The sequence below is a fragment of the Sphingobacterium lactis genome, from assembly GCF_051951495.1.
GTDB lineage: Bacteria > Bacteroidota > Bacteroidia > Sphingobacteriales > Sphingobacteriaceae > Sphingobacterium > Sphingobacterium lactis_A.
The window spans coordinates 86990-108984 of the sequence record NZ_JBNHAS010000002.1 but is presented as its reverse complement, the minus strand read 5'-3'; the positions used below and the strand labels follow the sequence as shown (position 1 = coordinate 108984).

General features: G+C 40.1%; 14 protein-coding genes. 5 read left to right on the top strand and 9 right to left on the bottom strand.

Features of this window, described 5'->3' with window-relative positions; genetic code table 11:
* Positions 1–4: 4 nt before the first annotated feature.
* From ACP6L2_RS08170 to nagA, 8 genes are all read right to left on the bottom strand, one after another.
* Entirely contained in the window at positions 5–1852 is a 1848-nt protein-coding gene (locus tag ACP6L2_RS08170) for an outer membrane protein assembly factor BamB family protein (protein ID WP_440508763.1), read from the bottom strand.
* A 38-nt stretch (positions 1853–1890) separates the two neighbouring features.
* Positions 1891–3339 (bottom strand): glycoside hydrolase family 10 protein, encoded by a 1449-nt coding sequence (locus ACP6L2_RS08165; protein WP_440508762.1) that lies wholly within the window; start codon positions 3337–3339, stop codon positions 1891–1893.
* A 103-nt stretch (positions 3340–3442) separates the two neighbouring features.
* The gene (locus tag ACP6L2_RS08160) at positions 3443–4861 is read right to left on the bottom strand and encodes a DUF4623 domain-containing protein (protein ID WP_440508761.1); all 1419 of its coding nucleotides are present in this window, start codon (positions 4859–4861) and stop codon (positions 3443–3445) included.
* Between the two features lie 31 nt (positions 4862–4892).
* On the bottom strand, positions 4893–6695 hold the full coding sequence (locus tag ACP6L2_RS08155) for a RagB/SusD family nutrient uptake outer membrane protein (RefSeq protein WP_440508760.1): 1803 nt from the start codon (positions 6693–6695) through the stop codon (positions 4893–4895).
* A 19-nt stretch (positions 6696–6714) separates the two neighbouring features.
* Complete coding sequence (locus tag ACP6L2_RS08150) at positions 6715–10128, bottom strand: SusC/RagA family TonB-linked outer membrane protein (protein WP_440508759.1); 3414 nt, start codon at positions 10126–10128, stop codon at positions 6715–6717.
* Between the two features lie 205 nt (positions 10129–10333).
* A complete protein-coding gene (locus tag ACP6L2_RS08145; protein ID WP_440508758.1) occupies positions 10334–11569 on the bottom strand; it encodes an exo-beta-N-acetylmuramidase NamZ family protein in 1236 nt (411 codons plus the stop codon).
* A 413-nt stretch (positions 11570–11982) separates the two neighbouring features.
* Positions 11983–13635: a glycoside hydrolase family 10 protein gene (locus ACP6L2_RS08140; protein ID WP_440508757.1), complete on the bottom strand. Its 1653-nt coding sequence runs from the start codon at positions 13633–13635 to the stop codon at positions 11983–11985.
* A gap of 78 nt (positions 13636–13713) precedes the next feature.
* A complete protein-coding gene (gene nagA / locus ACP6L2_RS08135; protein ID WP_440508756.1) occupies positions 13714–14823 on the bottom strand; it encodes an N-acetylglucosamine-6-phosphate deacetylase in 1110 nt (369 codons plus the stop codon).
* A gap of 138 nt (positions 14824–14961) precedes the next feature.
* Between nagA and ACP6L2_RS08130 the strand changes: the two genes are divergently transcribed.
* The 5 genes from ACP6L2_RS08130 (at position 14962) to lipB (ending at position 21083) form a co-directional block, all read left to right on the top strand.
* Positions 14962–15348, top strand: coding sequence for a RidA family protein (locus ACP6L2_RS08130; RefSeq protein WP_440508755.1), 387 nt, complete (start codon positions 14962–14964; stop codon positions 15346–15348).
* Between the two features lie 215 nt (positions 15349–15563).
* The gene (locus ACP6L2_RS08125; RefSeq protein WP_440508754.1) at positions 15564–16313 is read left to right on the top strand and encodes an SDR family NAD(P)-dependent oxidoreductase; all 750 of its coding nucleotides are present in this window, start codon (positions 15564–15566) and stop codon (positions 16311–16313) included.
* A 668-nt stretch (positions 16314–16981) separates the two neighbouring features.
* Positions 16982–19087: an ATP-dependent DNA helicase RecG gene (gene recG, locus ACP6L2_RS08120; protein WP_440508753.1), complete on the top strand. Its 2106-nt coding sequence runs from the start codon at positions 16982–16984 to the stop codon at positions 19085–19087.
* 86 nt (positions 19088–19173) lie between these two features.
* Positions 19174–20364: a GTPase HflX gene (hflX, locus tag ACP6L2_RS08115; RefSeq protein ID WP_344673337.1), complete on the top strand. Its 1191-nt coding sequence runs from the start codon at positions 19174–19176 to the stop codon at positions 20362–20364.
* Between the two features lie 20 nt (positions 20365–20384).
* Positions 20385–21083, top strand: coding sequence for a lipoyl(octanoyl) transferase LipB (lipB, locus tag ACP6L2_RS08110; protein WP_440508752.1), 699 nt, complete (start codon positions 20385–20387; stop codon positions 21081–21083).
* Here lipB and ACP6L2_RS08105 read toward each other — a convergent pair.
* Positions 21080–21907, bottom strand: a complete 828-nt coding sequence (locus tag ACP6L2_RS08105; protein ID WP_440508751.1) for an MBL fold metallo-hydrolase — start codon at positions 21905–21907, stop codon at positions 21080–21082. The genes lipB and ACP6L2_RS08105 overlap by 4 nt on opposite strands.
* Positions 21908–21995 lie beyond the last annotated feature (88 nt).

Here is a 21995-nt window from a genome sequence, read left to right as displayed (position 1 = left end):
GCCTTTAGTAGGTTAAAAGGACGATTTTGCCGTCCATTGTACTTACTGCAATCTTATTCTTTAATACCAATGGCGGATTAATCATACCATTGGATATTTTATATTGCCATTTCAATTCTTCAGTCTTCGCATCAATTGCGCTCAACAGTCCCTTGTCAGAAGGCATAAAAACAGTTTTTTTATCGCTATAAATGGCAGTCGGTGCCAATTCATAAGGTAGTTGCGTTTTTGCCTTCCAGGTAATATTCATCGTCTCAGCATCTACAGGAACAGCAATCAATTCACCATCCATGGTTTTAGCATAGACCAATTTCTTATCATTGGATAAACCAATTGACTCCCTGACACGGTATTCATCTTTCTTTTCACGCCATATCATCTTACCAGTTTTTAAATCCAGGGCTGTCATATAACGATCTGGCGCTACAATAAACACACGGTTATTGGCTATAACCGGATAAACCGCAGCTGCAGAGAACATTCTGTTTTGATGTCCATTGTTCCATTCCCAAACTAAAGCGCCTGTCTTTTGATCTAAGGCATAGAAGCCATTGCTCCAACTACCAAAAATCACCTTTCCGTCGGCTAAACTTGGAAGTGTGGACACATAACCTTTTACTTGGTCAAAAGTCCATAATACTTTTCCATCCTTCACTTGAATGCAACGAAAGATTCCATCAGAACCACCAATAAAAGCTTTTCCATCTTTTACAGCTGGAGATCCCAATACGGCCTTATTCGTTTCTAGTTTCCATTTTAAAGCGCCTGTCTTGGCATCCAATCCGTAGATAAAATGGTCAGAAGAACCTACTACAACAACTCCCTTGTGCACAGCTGGAGTGGAATATACTTTGCCACCGGTTTTATGAGACCAGACACGTTGTCCGGTTGCTACGTTTAAGGCATAGACCTCGCCTACCGTATTGGCGGTAAACAACAATTTACCATCGCTACTAATACCAGCACCAATATCGCCATGGTCTTCATATTCCCATAACAACTTGGCCTTGCTTTGGCTGTTTACTTGATAATTCGGTCTTTTTACGCCTAAAGATGAATTTGCAGGCACTGGTTTCATTGCCAGTTTCAACCAAGGATTCGCTGTGTTTTGTCCTGGTTTACGAACTTGGAAAAACACAGAGTCAGTTGTAAGCGTCACGATGTTATAGCCACCGATAGGGTCTTTTGCTCGAAGATTCGATCGAGCCATAACGCCAGGTATCCCTTCCCAATCGTATAATTTATTGATATGTCCATGCCCACATAGCGCCAATTGAACATTACGCGTTTTTAGTCGATCAATAGATTCATACCAGTTATTTAATGAAGAGTCAAGAGGGTAATGATTGATAGCGATTAAGGGCTTCCGGGAATCTGGATTCGCCTTAAAGATGGAGTCCATCCATACCAAATTCTCTCTTGGAATCTGCCCAGGACTCATTCGCATATTGGGACCAGAGGTTGTTCCAATGAATTGGAAACCCTTATGTTCAAAAAAGAAGGTTTCAGCACCGAATACTTTTCGGAAGCTATTAGCACCACTTTCGGACCAATTGCTATCGTGGTTTCCTGGTACCACGTATAAAGGTAATTTCAAGCTGTCCAGGATTTGCTTAGCCAATGCTAATTCGACATCAGAACCAAATTCCGTAACATCGCCGGAGAGAATAACGAAGTCGATATCCTTTTGTTGGTTAAGATCTGCAACAGTACGACGAAGATCATCAGCACCAGTAGAACCGCCAACATGGGTGTCAGTCACTTGGGCAAACTTGAAAGATTGAGCGAATAATGGATGGACAGTTAGTATGCCCAACACGAAGTAAATACCTACTAAAAATGTTCTCTTCATAATTCGCTCAATTTTACTCATTTTTTTAAAGTCTATTCTTATTTCTGAACTAATTCTGATTCCTTACTTTCTGCGTTATCTACATTCACACTGGTCACACAATAGAAACCACTTTTAGAAATCTGTAGTTTATTAGCAGAAGTTACGCTTAATAATTCACCAACGGATTCTTTGGTAGCAAAATAATAGACAGCAGCTCTCACGTTCGAACCATTCAATGTCCATGAGAGCTCTGTACCATTAATTTTCACATTGGTGGGTGTGGTTGGTTTAGCCGCTACCTCGCGTCCAAAGAATGGCATAAGCACATCTTTGGCATATAATGTTTTTAGTTTATCGGTTATACCAATACGATTCGCCAATACATCGCGAACACTATAGATTGCACTACCGAAAACTTTATCGTTCTTTCTTACTAAAGTAAATTGTTTTTCCAATTCATCGACGGATTGGAAAGCAGCACCACCATCTGAGGCGCCAAATTTATAATATCCATGGCCTACGACTACTTTTGCATTACCTCTGAATTGTACCCAAGTCGTTAGATTTACTTCAAATGGGTTGTAGGAGTTACCAATTTCTTGGTATAACTGTGGAATTAAGATATCGACCCAACCGGAAGAAGTCCATTTAGCGACATCAGCATATAAACTATTGTAATTGTCATTTTTATTAGGAGCTGGAGAAACAGAAAACACTATATCACGTTTTGTTTCTGAGATCGTTTTGAAGACCCCTTCAATAGCTTTGTCTACATTGCCTCTTCTGAAATCAGCAATAGTATTATAACCTGCTCCATATTTTTTGTAATCTTCTGCATCCTTGTAATCTTCGCCAGAAGGATAGAAGTAATCATCAAAGTGGATACCATCCACATTGAATTTGGTGATAAAGTCTTTAACGATATCGTTCAAACGTTGCCTCACTTCAGGCAGCGCAGGGTTATAAATTCGAATTTTGGACAAATCCAATACCCACTCAGGTTTAACCGAACTGTGTAGAGCGGGGTAAGCATCACCAGCACCAGCACGAGTGGAGATACGGTAAGGGTTCATCCAAGCATGGAATTCCATACCTCTAGCATGAGTTTCATCGATTAAGAATTTCATCACATCATAACCAGGATTTACACCTCTGGTACCAGAGATTGCAGCAGACCAAGGTTCATAAGGGGAGTCATAAAAAGCATCTCCCATTCCTTTTACTTGAAAAAACACAGCATTGAACTTTAATTCTTTCAATCTGTCTAATTGCTGAATGTACTTTGCTTTTTGAGCAGCCTCACCACGTACCCCAGGCCAGTCAAGTTCCCAGACAGTAGCAATCCAAGCAGCACGCATTTCCTTTGCAGGAAATTTCAATCCAGTAGGTTGAGGCTCAGGTTCAGGAGTTACCGTCCCTGGACCATTCGAGTCCTTACTACAGCTCACCATCAATAAGGTCCAGCTTAAAAACAAACAGGTATAAAAAGATAGCTTTTTCATCATAAAAAGGATATAAAGGTTAATCGATAAAAAAGAAAGGACAACGGTTAATAAAGCCTATAAACTAAATAAGTTGTTGTCCTTTCAATGGGTAAAATTGTAATTATTAATCTTCTAATACATTCACTGGGAATTCTACAATTGTAAATCCGAAGTCAGCTGAAGCTCCATAGATCATCAGTTTTTCGTCTTTACCCTGTGCATTTTTCACGATATGGTATCCAGATTGTGTACCTGGAGCAGTCGTAGTATTGCCAGAGATAGAGAATTCATAGATCGGTTTCTTATCACCTTGTTCGAAGGCAGTAATTGCATCTACAATATTTGCACCTTTAGTAATGTTATAAACGCGCATCACACAGTCAGAAGCTGTACCACCACGAGGAACAGTCACCACTAACAAATAACGCTCTCCGTTAAATTCGATAACACGAGGGTCACCAGAGTGTACCGGAATTGAAGCAGCACCCATATTGTAGCTTAAACCACCTCCATTGTTAGCAATAGAAATCACTTTATCGTGGCCAGTCACCAAGTAATTTTCTGTATTTCCAACACGGTTGTAGTATGACCATTGACCATATGCCGAAGGCGTGTTAATTACGGCCGTTTCAGTTACGTTTTTATATCCTTCAATTTTCAAACGGATAACTTGTGTACCCATACTGATAAAGAAAGCATAACCATTTCCGTTGTTATCTAATCCGATAGAGAAGTTATCACCATGACGAGCTCCAGCTCCTGCTAAAGAACCTACGTTAATATTTGCAATAACTTGAGGAGCAGCAGCAGGATCTTCCCAGAAATAAAGTTTCAATGGAGAGGTTGCAGCTGTAGATAAGGAAGCAATGTATGTACGTCCATTTACTTGAGCACCCATGTTATAAGGATAGGTTCCTCCAGTAACACCAGTCGTGTTAACTGGAATAGGTTTAGTAACATTGTTTTTCAAGTCTTCTACACTTAATAAATGTACACCCATGCTCGCTCTATTAATCACAAGCACATGTTTACCATCAAAACCTGAACCGCGAGTCATCAATCCACCGAATCCAGCATAGGTAGGATTACCTACAGGATTTGAAGAATAGTCATATACAGTACCTTTCGTGAAGTCAGCACCATATACAGGCACTTTGAAACGGATTACCGCTTTGTATTCTTTAAATCTAGGTGAATTAATAACTTTCAAGATGACATCTTTCTGCGTATCTCCTTTTTGAAAAGGAATAGTCACGACATCTTTTTCTAAGCTCGCACCATCTGAAGTAACAGCTTCAAATTTCACGGCTGAGAAATCCGTCAAAGTATCCAATCTTGGGAAAGTAATGGTTTTAGTAGCTTCATCAATAGTACCTTCCAATACTTCAGTTCCTTGCGCCCCAGCATTTACGATCTTAATGGACTTAAGATCGGTGTATTTATCCGATTCCACATTTGATGGGAAATCATCAGAACAGGATGTAAATCCGACGAAGCCTATTAAAGCGATCAGGACACCTCCTATTGTACGATTAAAATTCATTTTCATATCTCAAATTAATTAAGATCCATAATTAGTTTTGCGGCCAACCTTCGGTTTGATCCAATTTATAACCTTGTGCCTCGTATTCATTGATCTGGTTGGTTCCAACCGGTGATAAATATGGGTTCACATTGGATTGGTTATAGAAAGGTAGCCTATCCTTGTTCAGGGTGTAACGGTAGAAACCTAACATTTTATCCTTACTAGTTGGATCAGCTGGATTGTAAACTTCGATTTGACCATTCAATTTCACCACAGAAACGGTAGCTTTTAGATCACCTGCGGCTTCTGTAGGGAAATTAACCCATCCGCCTGCTAATAAATCTGGATTTACTTCGGTATCCATATATTGCAACTTAGACCAACGTTTAAGGTCAGCAAAACGAGAGTGCTCGAAAGTTAACTCCATACGACGCTCGCGTCTGATTTCCCATAATAGTGGACTAACAGTAATATCGCGTTCAGGATCTGTTGGAAGATTTGCTAAGTTCATAGCAGCTGTTTCCTTCACACCTTTATCGGCAGCATCTTTAGCGATAGGTCTTTTTCTAAGTGCGTTGATAGAAGCATCAATCTCTGCTTGGGTAACAGCCGCACCGCCAACTGTAGCAAGTTCTGCTTTTGCCTCAATCCAGTTCAATAATACCTCCGCATAGCGTAATACAGGCGCATCAGTTACGTTGTTAGCACCTGAGAACTCTGTACCTGGCGCACCGCCTGCTGCAACTCGAGCTTCTACTTCACGTGGTAAGAACTTCGTAATGTATAAATAAGATGCTCTATTTCTTCCCGTTGGTTTGGTGTGGAAAGTAGCCTCAAAACGAGGGTCTCTTGTTTTAACCATTTCCGCAGTAGTGAAGTTACTAGCATTGGCTACACTAGAGTTTTGCCAAGTCTGTCCATCTGTACATAAGTAGGATTTCAATAAATCTGCAGTTGGTCCGTATGTTACGTTATCTGAAAGGTTGTGAATAGATAGAATAGAATGCTTCACGTTCATGGCAGCATCATATTGTCTATACATCACCATATCCTTATTACCGGCTAAATTATCAGATGTAAATTGCGAACGGTAATCGGTTACAATCGCATATTTTCCACTTCCTTTAACGATATCTCCAGCCTCAACAGCTAGTTCTAAGAATTTCTTAGCACGGTCGTTGTTTTTGTAATAATACTTCTGCCAAGTTCCTTCAGATAAAGCGATTCTAGAAATAAATCCAGCAGCAACAAATTTGTTTACAGTTTGAGCCCCGTCATTAGCACGAATATTTGCCAAAGCAAATTTCATGTCTTCATAAACGGCATCCATTACTTCGTTGCGTGGAGTTCTCTTTTTATATAATTCATCTAATTCCGTATCGTTGATTGGACGGTCATAATAAGGGATATCCCCATATGCATATACCAATTCCCAATAACGGAATGCGCGGAAAAAGCGGCCAACACCCATCCAGTGGTTGTAAGCTTCTGGAGTCAATACTCCTTGCATTCTGTCCTGAATACGATTTACCATAATGTTTATGGAACGAATCGTACCGTAACCCCAGATAGAACTTGCTGGAACAGATCTGGTAAAGTTTGATTGATTTCCTTGATATAAAACGTCATCGCTGAAGGTATAAGATGCTAATAAAGCACCATCCACATTGAATCCTAATCCATATCCTGTAAAGAAATCGGTATAAAATTGTGCAGCATAAAGACGAACATTTTCTTCTGTTGTCCAAGCTGTTTCATCATTTGCTTCGGTAAGCTGTGGCCTATCCAAGAATTTCTCACAACTGGTCAACGCTAAGGCTGCAGCAATGAATAAGCTATATTTAATTTTCATAATAATATCCTCCTATAAATTATAAACCTATTTGAATACCAAAGGAAGCGGACTTAAACGATGGGTTTCCAGTTCCTGTACGACCTAGGTTATAGTTTCCATTTGTCAATAGCATGCTGTTTCCAGAAATTGCCTCTGGATCAATAGGTAAGCCTCTCAAATTATCAAATGTGAAGAAGTTCTCTAATGACACATACACACGAGCATTTTTCAAACGAGCATTCTTCAAAACAGATTCAGGAATAGAATAGCCTAAATTGATGTTCTTGATTTTGAAGTAAGACATGTCTAATAAGTAGCGAGTCTGCGGACGCATTACGTAGCCCTCGTTAGAACCACCTAAGTTCCATGCTCTAGGATAGAAAGCATCCGGACGATCTTCTTTCCAGAAGTCTCCAGCGATCGCCTGTGGCATAGCACCATCTTTTACGTGGTAACCTGGAATAGCTAATTGACCAGCTCCCCAGATTTCGCGCTTACCAATACCTTGCATAAACACTGCTAAGTCAAATCCTTTATATTCTGCTCCTAAACGGATACCAAAGTCAAAACGCGGAGTCGAGTTACCAATTACTACACGGTCACCTGGGTCTCCATTCGTGCTCTTTCCTGGTGTGATATAACCATCACCATTCACATCCACGAATTTTACATCACCTGGGTGCATTTTTAAGACGTTTCCATCTTCAAAGTATGTTTGGTAAATCGGATTCTCACCTGCTAATTGATTAGTAATCTTTGCAGATCCTTCATGGATAATCGTAACAGGGATAAAATCACCATTCGCATCATACATGAAATCGTCCTTTTGGAATAAACGATCCGTTACATAACCATAGATATCACCGTAGCGAGCGCCAGTATTGAATCCACCGCCAACAGTACGATTTTCCCAAGGAAGATTCCATTGTAAACCTTTGGTTGTAATGGTGATCGCATCAGCAATATTCGCATTACCAAACAATCTTAAACCATTATCAAATCGATGCGAATAATCTACTGCTAATTCCCATCCACGTGTTCTCAAGTTACCGAAGTTACCACGTGCTGCAGCAGTACCTGCAGTTGCTGGAAGTGCTTCACCAGGGATAATCATATGTTTGGTACTTCTTTGATACCATTCAAATACTACTCCCAGTTTATTGAAGAATTTAAAATCAGCACCTACGTTTAAATGTTCAATATCTTGCCAATTAATGTCAGCACGAACGTTTGCCGGTGTACCCAATTGGTAGAAATAGTTACCTGAACCATCTAACCAGTTGTTTGTACCAATGCCCATGGTAGGCACATACAATGCATTACCAACAGTTTGGTCACCAATACTACCCCATGATCCACGGAACTTCGCAAAACTTAAAACATTTTTGATGTCCTCCATGAAGTTTTCATTAGACACTACCCATCCTGCCGATACAGAAGGATACCATCTCCAACGCAAGTCTGATGGGAATTTTGAAGTACCATCATATCTTAAACTGGTCTCGAATAAGTATTTCTCTTTGTAAGAGTAATTTAACCTTCCGAAGAAACCTGCTTGTGAATCCCAGTTGGTATTACTACCGTTGGTTTGTACACCAATAGCAAAGTCAAACTGTGGATTAACCTCATTGATAAGATTTGTTCTTCTTGCATAGTGATCTACCCACTCAAAAGCAACGATGTTAGTTCCTAACATCACTTTCATGTCATGATCTTCATCGAATTTTCTACCAAAGGTTGAAAAGGCATTGAATGTATGTCTTTTTGAGTTAAAAGAACGTTTGTAGATATTGGATTGTTCCTTGGTAATGTAGGTTTCCGTAGGGAATTCAAAACCTGGGATACCACCATTATCTGTAGGGTTTCCATTTTCGTCTACATAGATTCGATTTCCATCGTTGTCATTCCATGCAATTGGTGAATACCAATGGTTTTTACCTCTGAATGATGGCATGGATGAATTGTTACCATTATTTTCAGCACTAAAGGTATAATCAGCATTTAAATCCCAACCTTTAAGAATATTTATCGTCGTACCTAAGTTCAAATTGGTATAACGGTCAATCTTAGAAGCTGTATGTGCTTTTTTAGTATCGAAATAAGGGTCACGAATGTCTACACCATTTTCTTGAACGCCAATTGGGAATAATCTAGACCAACGGTAAAGATATAACCAAGGGTCAGCTGTAAATCCTGTTGCGGAGTTGGCATAACGTTTTGTACCGTTGGAATACATCGCACTTCCACGCATGGTTAAGAAGTCTGTAACTTTGGTCGATACACTTAAAGTCGCATTATAACGTTTGAAATCGTCATGCTCTGCAGCTTTCATCATACCATTTTGGTTCAGGATACCGGCACTAAAGTTATAAGATGTTCCACCAGACTTTCCATTAAGACCAAGGTTATGGATGTTGGTCATCGCATTATTCTTGATCATAACATCAACTGGATCATAAATGCGGTAACCGTATTTATCAACACCATCAAAGTACCAGTCACGTCCATAAAGTACAGGATCGGAATTTCCAACACTGCTGCCGTATTTCTGTTGCCATTCTTTAACTTTTTCAAAGCTTTCACGACTAACACGCCAGAATCCACCAGCAGGGCCTGAGCCATTCATGTTTTCATGAGCCTCCAATGTATATTCCAAACCATCTACACCAGCAATATCAATTGGCTTGAATGGTGATTGGAAAGCAAAGTTGTTGTTGTACGTGATGTTTTGTACTTCAGATTTAGCACCTTTTTTGGTCGTAATTAAAACTACCCCAAAAGCCGCTTTAGAACCATAAATCGATGCTGATGCCGCATCCTTTAACACCACGATATCTTCGATATCATTCGGGTTAATCACGTTGATACTTGGAACTTCAACGTTATCCACTAAAATCAAAGGATTACTACCTCCAGAGATAGATGCTACCTGACCACGGATTTTCATGATCGGATCTGAACCAACCTCCCCAGAAGGAATAACGATTGATAAACCTGGTACAGCACCTTGTAAACCGCGACCTGCATCAGGAATAGGACGAGAACCTAAGGTCTTCTCCACATTTACTGATGAAATAGCACCTGTTAAGTGTTGCTTTTTCTGCGCACCGAATCCCACAACTACCACCTCATCCAACACATCGCTGGACTCCGATAAAGTCACATTCATGGTGCTACCAGTTACGGTTACATTTTGTGTTTCCATGCCGACATAAGAAATTCTTAATGTGGCACCTACGGCTGCTGCGATGGTAAATTTACCATTGGCGTCCGTTACGGTGGTTGAATTTGTGCCCACTACGCTTACCGTAGCACCAGCTACCACGCCATCAGGCCCGCTAACAGTACCTGTTACGGTATTCTGCAAAACAGCAGTGGCTTTTGTCCAACCCGCCGTGTTTCCTAAGATCATATTTGCGGAGTTGTTAGCAAAAGATGCATAACTCGGCATTGTTAGACCCAGAGCGAGAGAAAAGAGTAGAAGTCTTCGCATTGCTTAATGATTAATAATTAATAATTTGTTGCTATCATAATCTGGTCTATTCTTCAAAATCTTGTAGAATTCGACTCGAATTAATATTGTTTGGCACTACGCCTTTAAATCCCTATCCCGAAACGCGAATAGGCCCAATCGAATTGAGCCATCCACATGTTTTTCATTTGAAATCTGGGTAGAGTAGATATTTTTTGCGCATCTGCATGTATTCCATCAATTCAGGTTTCCAACTTTCACGGATTTCCGCCTCAGTCTTGCCTGCAATGATTTGCTTACGTAATTCGTCTGTACCTGCTAGTTTATCGAAGAACTCTGCTCGTGCAAAGAATTTCGATTTGTCTGGCATTTTATTATAGAAGTGAAGTATGTACTTCAAGGTAAATTTCTGATCTGCTGGATTTAGATTACGAAGGTCTAATCCATAATTGGTGGCCCCTTTGCCTTCCACATGTTTTACCATGCCTGCTTTTTCCCCCGGGGTAAAAGTAAAATCACCATATACTGGATTGGTATAACCAACCACTTGGAACGGCCAATCTGTACCACGGCCTACTGAAATGTCCGTTCCTTCAAATAAACATAAGGATGCATACAAACGCACCGATAATGCATTAGGCAAACTTGGTGAAGGAATTACTGGTAAATCATATTGGCTATCATGAGTATAGTTCTGAACAGGAATAACTGTAACCTTACATTGTCTTCCTTGTTCTAACCATTTCTCACCATTGATCATATTCGCCAATTCACCGACAGTTAATCCGTGAACCATGGCAATCTTATGATAAGAAACATTAGATTTAAATTTATCGTCTTTACGAACTGGGCCATCAACTTGATCTCCACAAGGGTTTGGACGATCTAATACGATCAGTTCTTTATTGTGCTTAGCACATAGTTCCATCACACGATGAAGAGAAGTGATATAGGTATAGAATCGCGCACCTACATCCTGCAGGTCAAAGATCATGACATCAATAGACTGAACAATGGAATCTTGTTTTGCATTACCACCGTAAAGGGTAAACAATGGCAATCCAGTCTTCTGATCAACATCATTGGAAACCTTTTCACCGCGCTCAATATCACCACGGAAACCATGCTCAGGAGCAAAGCCAAATTTAAGGTCAACTTTCTCACGAATTAGCACATCAACCAAGTGCTCTTTATTAGCCCCAACAATAGATGTCTGGTTACCCATCAATCCAACTTTCTTTCCTTTCAATAAAGGAAGGTAAGCAGATAGCTGATCAGCAGCAGGAACAATAACCTTAGCGGTTAATGCTTCTTTTGTTGCAGAATCTTTTGGAGTAGTCACAGGCTTGCGTTTGCTTGTGCCACAGCTGTTGGTTAATAAAACCCCGAGTAATAAAGTGTGAACTAAGAAGGTTCTCATAAAGTGATGATTTCGTTTCTTTGCGGATTTACTGCTAAAAATTCCCTAAAATTAATAGAAATAACGCACAATAAAGCAATTCGCTACAGCTTTTGCGTCATTTTCAGCAAATCAATTTGCTAAAACCGCATAAAGCAGAACTTTACTATTACCTATAAACTTCCTTAAAATCATTAGAAAACTGCTTAATTAGCTAATAGCGATGGTTTTACAATGCAATCGGTTGCATTACTTAGTGTAATTTAAACACATTTAAGTAACATTTATGTGACTATATGCCTTTTTGTAAAGAAAATATCTTGAGAAAAATAGGGAATGGAAAATCAATACTTTAACAAACAATCTTCTAGTATAGAAATCAAAAAAGGCCAAATCTTTCGATTTAGCCTTTTCAATTCTATTTATAACAGCGATTATTCTGTCACTTCTTCTGCGATGTAGTCACCTTCATTTCCTAAACGGTCTACTGGTTTAATCGCGATAGCATTTAACTTCTGACCATTCTTTGTTTTAGGGAAACTGAATTCTGTTTGTGGCGCATCAAAGATCTCCACATCCCAAGTGTTTCCATATCGAGCATAGGCTACCCATTTAAACACTTGCTCTGGCTGTTTGTGCAACCATTTTGCAAAGACTGAACTTGTTTGTTTTGTTAACAACAAGGTTGGTTTAAGAATAGGATTATGTGCCAACCAAGGTGATGCTGGAACCAATGCCGGTTGACTATATGGTCCTTCATGAAGGGCTTTCAACATGGAAGGGTTCTTTGTCAATCCTGCAATACTCCAGTGAACAGCTCCTGTACTATTTGGAATAACCTCACGGGTTACTTCAATTTGATTCTTGATCTCTTGTATACGATTAGATGTGGAAACAGCCACCGTATTCAATCCTGGCCATAAATGGCGCTTATGTGTATTCTCCGATTCCCACCATTTCAACAATGCCGTGAAACTTTGTTTTGGCGGATTGATTGGCCAATATAGTTGAGGCGTAAAATAATCGATCCAACCCTCATTTAACCACAATTTTGCATCGGCATACAATTCATCATATTGGGATGAACCTGTAACTCCTGCTGGATAACCTGGTTTCCAAATACCAAATGGACTCAAACCAAACTTAACTGCCGGCTTCTCTGCCTTAATTTGTGTATAGATACGTTTAATGAATTTATTCACATTATCACGACGCCAATCTGAACGGCTCAGATTACCTCCCGATCTGCGGTATGCCGACCAAGTTGCATCATCCGGAAAATCTCCACCCCCGTTATACGAAGCATAAGGATAGAAATAATCATCAAAGTGAACACCATCGATATCGTAACGTTTTACAATATCCATCACTACATTGGAAGCATGATCTTGTGTTTTCTGACTTGCAGGATCAAACCAATACATGCCATTACGTAGTCGAACCACATAATCAGATGCCTTGTTCACCATGGATTCGCTCGTTACTTGTCCACCATTCGAGTGGTGAGCGCGGTATGGATTCAACCATACGTGTAATTCTAATCCACGTTTATGTGCTTCTTCTACCCAAAATTCCAAAGGATCGTAATATGGAGAAGGTGCTTTACCAATTGAACCGGTCAAGAAATATGACCAAGGCTCATAATTGGATTTATATAAAGCATCTGCTGAAGGACGTACTTGAAAAATAACTGCATTAAAATTATTCTTCTTAAGCATATCCAAAAGCGTAATAGCTTCTTGTTTCTGTTGTTCTGTACTCAGGTTATTCTTACTTGGCCAGTTGATGTTTGCTACGGTAGCTACCCAAGCAGCACGAAACTCTCTAGGAGCTTCCGGAAGATTCGCACGGAACTCTTTCTTTATCGCCTCCTTTATTGCTTCGCTTTTTTTCTTTGCTACATCTGCACCAGGTTTTACTGCTACTTTGTTTTCCTGATCGGTCACTGGAGTTTGCACTTGCGTTCCTTGGGCTACTTCAGCCTTTGGTTGCTCCAATACTTTTGCCTGTTTGTTCTTCGATCCACATGAAGCCATAATCGCTACGGCAAGGATTAAAAAACAAAATTGAAAAAATCTTCTATTCATATACACTTATCTGCTAACCTACAAAACTACGGTTTTTATATCCGCAGTTTCAAATTGTAACTCATTCTTTATAGTTCCTTACAGCTCTTCGCCCTCTAAAACAACCGTTTTAACTTTAAAATCTTCATCAAATACCAACACATTGGCAACAGTTCCTACCTCTAATGTTCCTAAGTCCTCCCTATTTATTAACCTTGAGGGATACAGCGTAGCCATTCGCAAACTCTCATCTAAAGGAATGTCCGCCTTTTCCACACAGTTTTTTACCGCTTGCAATAAAGTCAATGCAGAACCCGATAAAGTTCCATCAGGAAGTACATAGTGATCCTCATTCAAGATATGTTGGTAAATACCTTTTTGACAAGCCGCCACTGCATCCGTTATCAGGAACAAACGCTCTTGCATTGCTTTTTTACTAATCTTCACAGCTTCATAGTCCACGTGAATACCATCCACAATGATAGAGGCACATGCAGTAGCATGGTTAAATACCGCCCCAGGCAATCCAACCTCACGATGTTGCAAAGGAGACATGGCATTCCATAGATGTGTCGTTGTTGGCACACCATTGTTGAAAGCATGGGTAGCCTCGCTATATGTTGCCATACTGTGACCCGCAGAAAGCAAAATATGCTGCTCATTCAGATAATCCACATAGTCTTGTTCCACCAACTCCGGTGCAATGGTCATCATTTTCACTACATCTGAATTCCCATCTAACAAACCTTTTAAAACAGGCAGTGTTGCTTGTTGGATCAATTCAGCAGGATGTGCACCTCGCTTCTTGGGATTTAGGAATGGCCCTTCTAAATGCAAGCCTAAGGCCGCTTTTGTTTTTGTATCGCGAAAAACACGAATAGCTTCTTCAAAAACCTCCAAAGTATTGGTTGCCAAAGTAAGCATATAGGAAGTACATCCTTGATCCAAGAGTTGTTGATCAATGCTGAGCAAAGACTCCTTAGTTAACTCGGAAGAGAAGAGATCCACCCCCGTACCATAAATCTGAAGATCAATCAGTCCCGGACAGATATTAGCACCTTGAACATCTCGAATCTGATATTCTTCCGGAATCTCATTTTCCCAAACGATTCCCTCGATATGTCCATTATTTATCAATAAAGCTTTGCCCTCATGTATGGAATAGGCATCGAATATTTTCCCGTTGGAATAGGCAAGTTTAAGTTTCATAATGCAAGTTAGTTAATGTTGAGCGTTGTTGAAAATGCCATAAGCTAATCGTATATTTACCCATGAATGTTAAGCAGGATTTCTTGTTCTAAGTATTCAAAAAATAAAATTGATTAAAGTATTAAACCTGAAAATCTTATGTCTAAGAAAGAAATTTTAAATACCGATAAAGCACCAGCAGCCATTGGTCCTTACAATCAAGCGGTAAAAGCAGACAAAACCTTATATGTATCGGGACAGATCCCACTAATTCCAGAGACAATGGAGTTAATCAGTACAGGAGTAGCAGATGAAGCACACCAAGTATTAAAAAACATCGGTGAAATCCTTAAAAATGCAGGTTATGGTTATGAGGATGTAGTGAAAACTTCCATCTTTTTAAGCAGCATGGATTATTTTGCTACTGTAAATGAAGTTTATGCTGGTTATTTCACTGAAAACCAACCTGCACGTGAAACAGTAGCCGTAAAAACTCTTCCTAAAGAGGTAAATATCGAAATCTCTGTAATTGCTTGGAAGGCATAAAAAAAACTTATTCTTTATCAAAAACAAAAGCCGAATATGAAAATGATATTCGGCTTTTTTATTTCTAGTCCCTCTTACCCATAAACCACTCTTTTAATTTCAATTTGCTCAAACAATTAAGTGTAAAATATCTTTTAAGAAAGTAACATCGATCATGGAATTGGAACAATAAAAGGTCGTAATTCGATAAAAAGAAAAACATTAAAATAAATCATATGAGATTATCAGGAAAAGTCGCCATCATTACCGGAGCAGCCTCTGGTATGGGCGAGTCTATGGCCTATCTTTTTGCTCAAGAGGGTGCTAAAGTAGTACTAACCGATATACAAATTGAAAAACTCAATACTATTGTTTCGAAAATAAAATCCCAAGGACAAGAAGCTATCGGCATCATGCACGATGTGTCAGATCGTAAAACTTGGTTCGAGCAAGTTGTGCCAACTGCTTTGAAACAATTCGGTACTATCGACATATTGATCAATAATGCGGGAATATCTGTTCCGAAACCTTTTGAAGAACAAACAGAAGATCTTTGGCAAAAGACTTACAATATCAACATCAACTCCATTATGTTAGGTATGCAAGCCGTATTGCCACATATGAAAGAAAAAGGCGGAAGCATTGTCAATATTTCTTCCATCTCAGCTTTAACAGGTATGGCAGGTCCAGGATCATACACCGCATCCAAAGGTGCAACCTCAGCCATTACCCGTGCTGCATCGGTTGATTTTGGTAAATACCAAATCCGTGTCAATGCGATCAATCCAGGTTATATTATGACCCCAATGAGCGAACCTCATTTAACGAATCCGCAATACAAAGAATACATCAAATCCATCGTTCCATTAAAAGGTCCAGGTGATGCAATGGATATTGCGCATGCTGCGCTGTTCCTAGCCTCCGATGATGCCAAATACATCTCCGGTGTTAATTTACCAGTAGACGGCGGAACAACCATTCAGTAATTAGACCGCTGTCGCTGTTAGATGTGAGATTTGAGATAGTAAACAGTAAAAAAACGACAGAAACTAAAGGTGAGGTTTAGGATATTATCTATTAGCGGGCGATGCATGCATCGCCCCTACAAACAACCGTGAAAATATTGACGATAATAACCAAAACTGTAGGGTCGAAGCATGCTTCGACCGAACCTTATCTTCCTATATTTCAACCTCCTTACTTAATTTGATGGGCATCATTTGAAGTTCTTGCATCTTCGCTCTGAGTGGTAAATAACAAATTTGCTATCCCGCCAAAGGTCTAACTACTAAATACTCCGTACTAAATACTATTTAAGCTCCACTCTCCCTTCAGTTTGCTTCGATACGCCTAGGGAATTTCTAAGGATATAATACGGATCTTATTCGGATCTCGTTCGCTTCTAACCGAACGAGATCCGAAGGAGTTCCGAACAAGTTCCGAAGGAGATCCGAAGGAGTCTCGAAGCAAACCCCTAGGAAACCCCTACAAAACACAAGGAATTCTCGAAGAAAAATGCACTTAATAATAAGGTTACTAATCGAAAAAGTAATTAGATGCTGTCGCATTTTTTCAAGGATATCCAAAAACTTGCAGAGCGATGATCAAATTTGAAGGATAAGCAGTATTTTCCTTAATTTAGTGGGATTATCTCATGGCTGAACTTTCATTAATTACTCCAATAGACTATTTAAAAGGTGTAGGTCCTCAGAAGGCAGAATTGCTGAAGAAGGAGTTACAGGTATTTAGCATTGGGGATTTATTGCAACAATATCCTTTTCGGTATATCGACCGGACGAAATTCCATAAGGTTCGGGAATTGCATTCGGAGATGATCGGTGCGCAGGTATTGGGTCGTTTAATCAGTTTGCAAGAGATTGGAGAGAAGCGAGCTAGGCGTTTGGTTGGACAATTTAAGGATGATACCGGAAGGATGGAATTGGTTTGGTTTCAGAGCATTCCTTGGTTGAAGAAAAGCTTGCAGGTTGGATCGGCTTATATTATCTATGGAAAACCTTCTGAATTCAATGGACAACTGTCCATGAGTCATCCAGAGATGGAGCTATACAATCGGCAGGCACAACGTATCGGTAACATGACCATGCAGCCGGTCTATTCCTCCACCGAAAAACTTAAAAAAGCAGGATTAGATACTCGAGGGATACAGAAACTCCAGGAAACGGCATTACATACCGTTCTGAGGACTGTCGATGAGACGCTACCTCATTATTTAATCGAAAATCATCAGCTATTGGGACTTGCTCAATCGCTTTTGAGTATTCATTTTCCACAGAATGAGGAGATATTGCATGCCGCAATCCGTCGATTAAAATTCGAAGAGCTCTATTTTATACAATTGCGATTATTACGCAATAAGCAATTGAACACACAAAAATATAAGGGACATCGATTTGATCAAGTGGGCGATAAATTCAATCGCTTCTTTAACGAACGTCTTCCCTTTCCATTAACCAATGCGCAGAAGCGTGTTGTTAAGGAAATACGCATCGACTGTAATACCGGAGCTCAGATGAATCGATTGGTTCAAGGCGATGTAGGATCCGGAAAAACGGTGGTTGCCCTTATGAGCATGCTCTTAGCCATTGATAATGGCTATCAAGCATGTATGATGGCTCCGACGGAGATCTTAGCTACCCAACATTATCATGGCATTAAATCGCTTTTGGGAGATGATATCTGCAATGTTCGTCTATTAACAGGTTCTACACCCGCAAAAGCGCGTCGCCTAATTCATCAAGAATTGGAAGAAGGCACTTTGGATATTCTCATAGGCACGCATGCATTGATTGAGGATAAGGTGAAGTTCAAGAATATTGGATTTGTGGTTATTGATGAGCAACACCGTTTTGGCGTGGAGCAGCGCGCCAAGTTATGGCGTAAGAACGTGATTCCACCCCACATGTTGGTTATGACCGCAACGCCTATACCTCGAACCTTGGCGATGACCATGTACGGGGACCTGGATATTTCCATTATCGATGAGTTGCCAGCAGGTCGTAAGCCAATTAAAACCGTACATTTCTTTGAGAACCAGCGTCTCCGAGTATTTGGTTTTATCCGGGAAGAAATAGCTAAAGGAAGGCAAGTTTACATTGTTTATCCGCTGATTAAGGAGAGCGAGAAGATGGATTTGCTATACCTGGAGGCTGGATTAGAAGGATTAATGCGGGAATTTCCCCTTCCAGATTATCGAATCAGTATTGTACACGGTAAAATGCCCGTGAAGGATAAAGACTTCGAGATGCAGCGATTTGTCAAAGGCGAAACACAAATTATGGTTGCCACGACCGTTATTGAAGTCGGTGTGAATGTACCGAATGCCTCGGTGATGATTATAGAGAATTCGGAGCGTTTTGGACTATCCCAATTGCATCAATTAAGGGGTCGGGTAGGTCGTGGTGCCGAACAATCCTTTTGTATACTGATGTCTGGCGATAAATTGAGTAGAGAAGGCAGAACTCGCCTGGAGACTATGGTTCGTACGAATGATGGATTTGAGATTGCCGAGGTAGACTTGCAATTACGAGGTCCTGGAGATATATCCGGAACACAGCAATCTGGTGTATTGGATATGAAAATCGCCGATTTGGCAAATGATCAAGCCATATTGAGTGAGGCTAGACAATCGGTCATTCAGCTATTTCAAGAAGACCCCGAATTAAACAAAGCAGAGAATAGACTACTGTATAACTATTTGCATCGTAGTCAGCCCAGTATTTCATGGGATAAAATCTCTTAAAAACTTTACCTTTGTAAACTTGTTCCTAAAAAACAGGGTTCCGCATGAAACCTTACAGGAATAAAGTTTGATCATTAATAACATACATGGCAAGAACGAAAATATATGACACGGCGTTAAAGCCTGAAACTGCGGTATTGGTAAGTGTAATTACACCGGATGTTTCAGACGAAACCGCCAAAGAATACTTAGAGGAACTGGAATTTTTGGTAAGTACAGCTGGCGGAGTAACCAAAGGCATCTTTACCCAGAAATTGGCCTATCCCGACCGTGCAACCTTTGTGGGTAGCGGAAAATTGGACGAGATCAAAGAATTCATCAAGGCTGAGGAAATCGACATGGTGGTTTTTGATGATGAGCTCTCCCCTTCTCAATTAAGAAACATTGAGAAATATTTTGAAATCAAGGTACTGGATAGATCCAATTTGATCTTGGATATCTTTGCTAAACATGCACAGACCGCACAAGCGAAGACGCAGGTGGAATTAGCACAATTACAATACTTATTACCACGATTGACCCGTATGTGGACTCACTTGGAGCGTCAGCGTGGGGGTATCGGTATGCGTGGTCCCGGGGAATCGCAGATTGAAAGTGATAGACGGATGATCTTGAATAAGATTTCCTTGTTCAAAGAACGGTTAAAACAAATCGATAAGCAAAATGAAACCCAACGCAAGAATCGTGGCGATATGATTCGTGTGGCTTTGGTGGGTTATACCAACGTTGGAAAATCGACCATCATGAACATGATTTCAAAATCTGATGTTTTGATTGAAAACAAACTTTTCGCGACATTAGATACGACGGTTCGTAAGGTGGTGATTGAAAATTTACCTTTCTTATTATCGGATACGGTAGGTTTTATCCGCAAGCTACCCCATCACCTGGTGGAATGTTTCAAGTCGACCTTAGATGAAGTTCGTGAGGCGGATGTATTGATCCATGTAGTGGATATTTCACATCCATATTTCGAAGATCATATCATCGCGGTGAATGAAACCTTAAAGGATATCGGTGCGGTAGACAAACCTATCATCACGGTATTCAATAAAATTGATGCTTATAAGCCGGCGGTTGAATTTGATGAAGATGGAGAAGAAATAAAGATTGGCTTAGATGATTTCCGTAATTCCTGGATGGCTAAGAATGCTGATCCGGCAATTTTTATTTCAGCAACGGATAAAATAAATGTAGAAGAGCTGAAGGATAAGCTTTATGAGATTATTGTCAAGTTGCACAATGCTCGTTATCCATACAACAACCTACTTTATTAATTGGAGAGGTATTTTCAAACATGCAAAATAAAGAAGTAAAATTTATTGACTGGGGATTGCAGGATTACCAGACAGCTTGGGATAAGCAAGAAGCAATTTTTGCCGAAACCTTGGCTATAAAACACGATAACCGGGTTAACAACAGTGAAAACCCAACACCAAACTACCTGATTTTCACAGAACACCCCCATGTGTACACCTTGGGTAAAAGTGGTCATTTGGAATATTTGCTATTGGATGAAGAGGGCTTAAAAGAAAAGAATGCTACGTTTTATAAAATCAACCGTGGAGGTGATATCACCTATCATGGTCCGGGGCAGATTGTGGGTTACCCTATACTTGACTTGGACAACTTTTTTACGGACATCCACCTTTATCTGCGCACCTTGGAAGAGGCTATTATCCTAACCTTGGCGGATTATGGTATTGAGGCGGGTCGTTATCCTGGATATACGGGTGTTTGGCTGGATGCTGATAATGAAAAGGCGCGTAAGATATGTGCTATGGGAGTTCGGGCATCACGTTGGGTGACCATGCATGGCTTCGCTTTCAATGTTAATGCTGACCTAAGTTACTTCGGCAATATCGTTCCTTGTGGGATTGACGATAAAGATGTGACTTCGATGGAACGTGAATTGGGCTATAAATTAGATATGGAGGAAGTGAAAGCGAAACTAAAAGGTCATTTAGCCAAGCTTTTCGCTATGCAGTTATCCTAAGTATACTGAATGACTCGTATCGACTGGTAAGTAATCGTTGTTTGTATTTGCTCTTGTTCCAAAAGGGAGATTTCAAACAAAGGGGTTGCACAGCTGCGTAATGCCACGGATAACTTGATGTCGGAGCAATGCGGAGCAAATAACTCTTCCACCAGTTCAGGGTGATTATTTTCACCAGAAAGGTGACCTAAGATCAGGTGTTTTACACGATTGGATTTATGGGCGATAAATGCTTCTAGGGAAATACGGTTAGAAAGGTGACCTAGACCACCACGGATTCTATTTTTTAGGTAATAAGGATATCGACCCTTATCCAACATTTCTTCATCAAAATTAGACTCTAAGAAGATCACATCGGATATTTCTATTGCTTTCTGCACATTAGCACAAATTCTACCCAGATCAGTTAATACAGAAATATTCAGGTGTCCATCAGTAACCATAAAACTGCAAGGTTCTTTTGCGTCATGGTATTTTGGGATGGCATATATGGAAAGTTCTCCTACGTTGACAATAGAATCAGCCTTTATAAAATTCAACAGGTAATCTGGGAGTTGCAAACGAGAGGACTCGTAAGTTCCTACCGTCAGGTAGACCGGAATTTGAAAACGCTTGATGAATACTGAAAGTCCTTGTATATGATCGGTATGTTCGTGGGTGATAAATATGGCGTCAATATTGGCTGGGTTAATTCCTAAGCTAGCCATTCGCAACAGCATGTTTTTGGTATTAATACCGACATCGACCAAGACAGCGCTATTGCCCTTAGCTATATAATAACTATTCCCATTACTCCCTGATGCTAAAGCACAATATCTGACCATTGTCCAAAGATAAAAAAAGATGCGCAGAGTCATTTGTAAAAAAGCCTAAACAATTCATTTGTTTAGGCTTTTCTACGATAGGCTATTA

What these genes read in the sequence shown, in the direction of transcription:
- ACP6L2_RS08165 (WP_440508762.1), bottom strand. Translation starts at nt 3,339, where the DNA reads ATGATGAAAAAGCTATCTTTTTATACCTGTTTGTTTTTAAGCTGGACC.
- ACP6L2_RS08150 (WP_440508759.1), bottom strand. Translation starts at nt 10,128, where the DNA reads ATGCCGAGTTATGCATCTTTTGCTAACAACTCCGCAAATATGATCTTA.
- ACP6L2_RS08145 (WP_440508758.1), bottom strand. Translation starts at nt 11,569, where the DNA reads ATGAGAACCTTCTTAGTTCACACTTTATTACTCGGGGTTTTATTAACC.
- recG (WP_440508753.1), top strand. Translation starts at nt 16,982, where the DNA reads ATGGCTGAACTTTCATTAATTACTCCAATAGACTATTTAAAAGGTGTA.
- ACP6L2_RS08105 (WP_440508751.1), bottom strand. Translation starts at nt 21,907, where the DNA reads ATGGTCAGATATTGTGCTTTAGCATCAGGGAGTAATGGGAATAGTTAT.
- ACP6L2_RS08155 (WP_440508760.1), bottom strand. Translation starts at nt 6,695, where the DNA reads ATGAAAATTAAATATAGCTTATTCATTGCTGCAGCCTTAGCGTTGACC.
- ACP6L2_RS08125 (WP_440508754.1), top strand. Translation starts at nt 15,564, where the DNA reads ATGAGATTATCAGGAAAAGTCGCCATCATTACCGGAGCAGCCTCTGGT.
- nagA (WP_440508756.1), bottom strand. Translation starts at nt 14,823, where the DNA reads ATGAAACTTAAACTTGCCTATTCCAACGGGAAAATATTCGATGCCTAT.
- ACP6L2_RS08170 (WP_440508763.1), bottom strand. Translation starts at nt 1,852, where the DNA reads ATGAAGAGAACATTTTTAGTAGGTATTTACTTCGTGTTGGGCATACTA.
- lipB (WP_440508752.1), top strand. Translation starts at nt 20,385, where the DNA reads ATGCAAAATAAAGAAGTAAAATTTATTGACTGGGGATTGCAGGATTAC.
- ACP6L2_RS08140 (WP_440508757.1), bottom strand. Translation starts at nt 13,635, where the DNA reads ATGAATAGAAGATTTTTTCAATTTTGTTTTTTAATCCTTGCCGTAGCG.
- ACP6L2_RS08130 (WP_440508755.1), top strand. Translation starts at nt 14,962, where the DNA reads ATGTCTAAGAAAGAAATTTTAAATACCGATAAAGCACCAGCAGCCATT.
- hflX (WP_344673337.1), top strand. Translation starts at nt 19,174, where the DNA reads ATGGCAAGAACGAAAATATATGACACGGCGTTAAAGCCTGAAACTGCG.
- ACP6L2_RS08160 (WP_440508761.1), bottom strand. Translation starts at nt 4,861, where the DNA reads ATGAATTTTAATCGTACAATAGGAGGTGTCCTGATCGCTTTAATAGGC.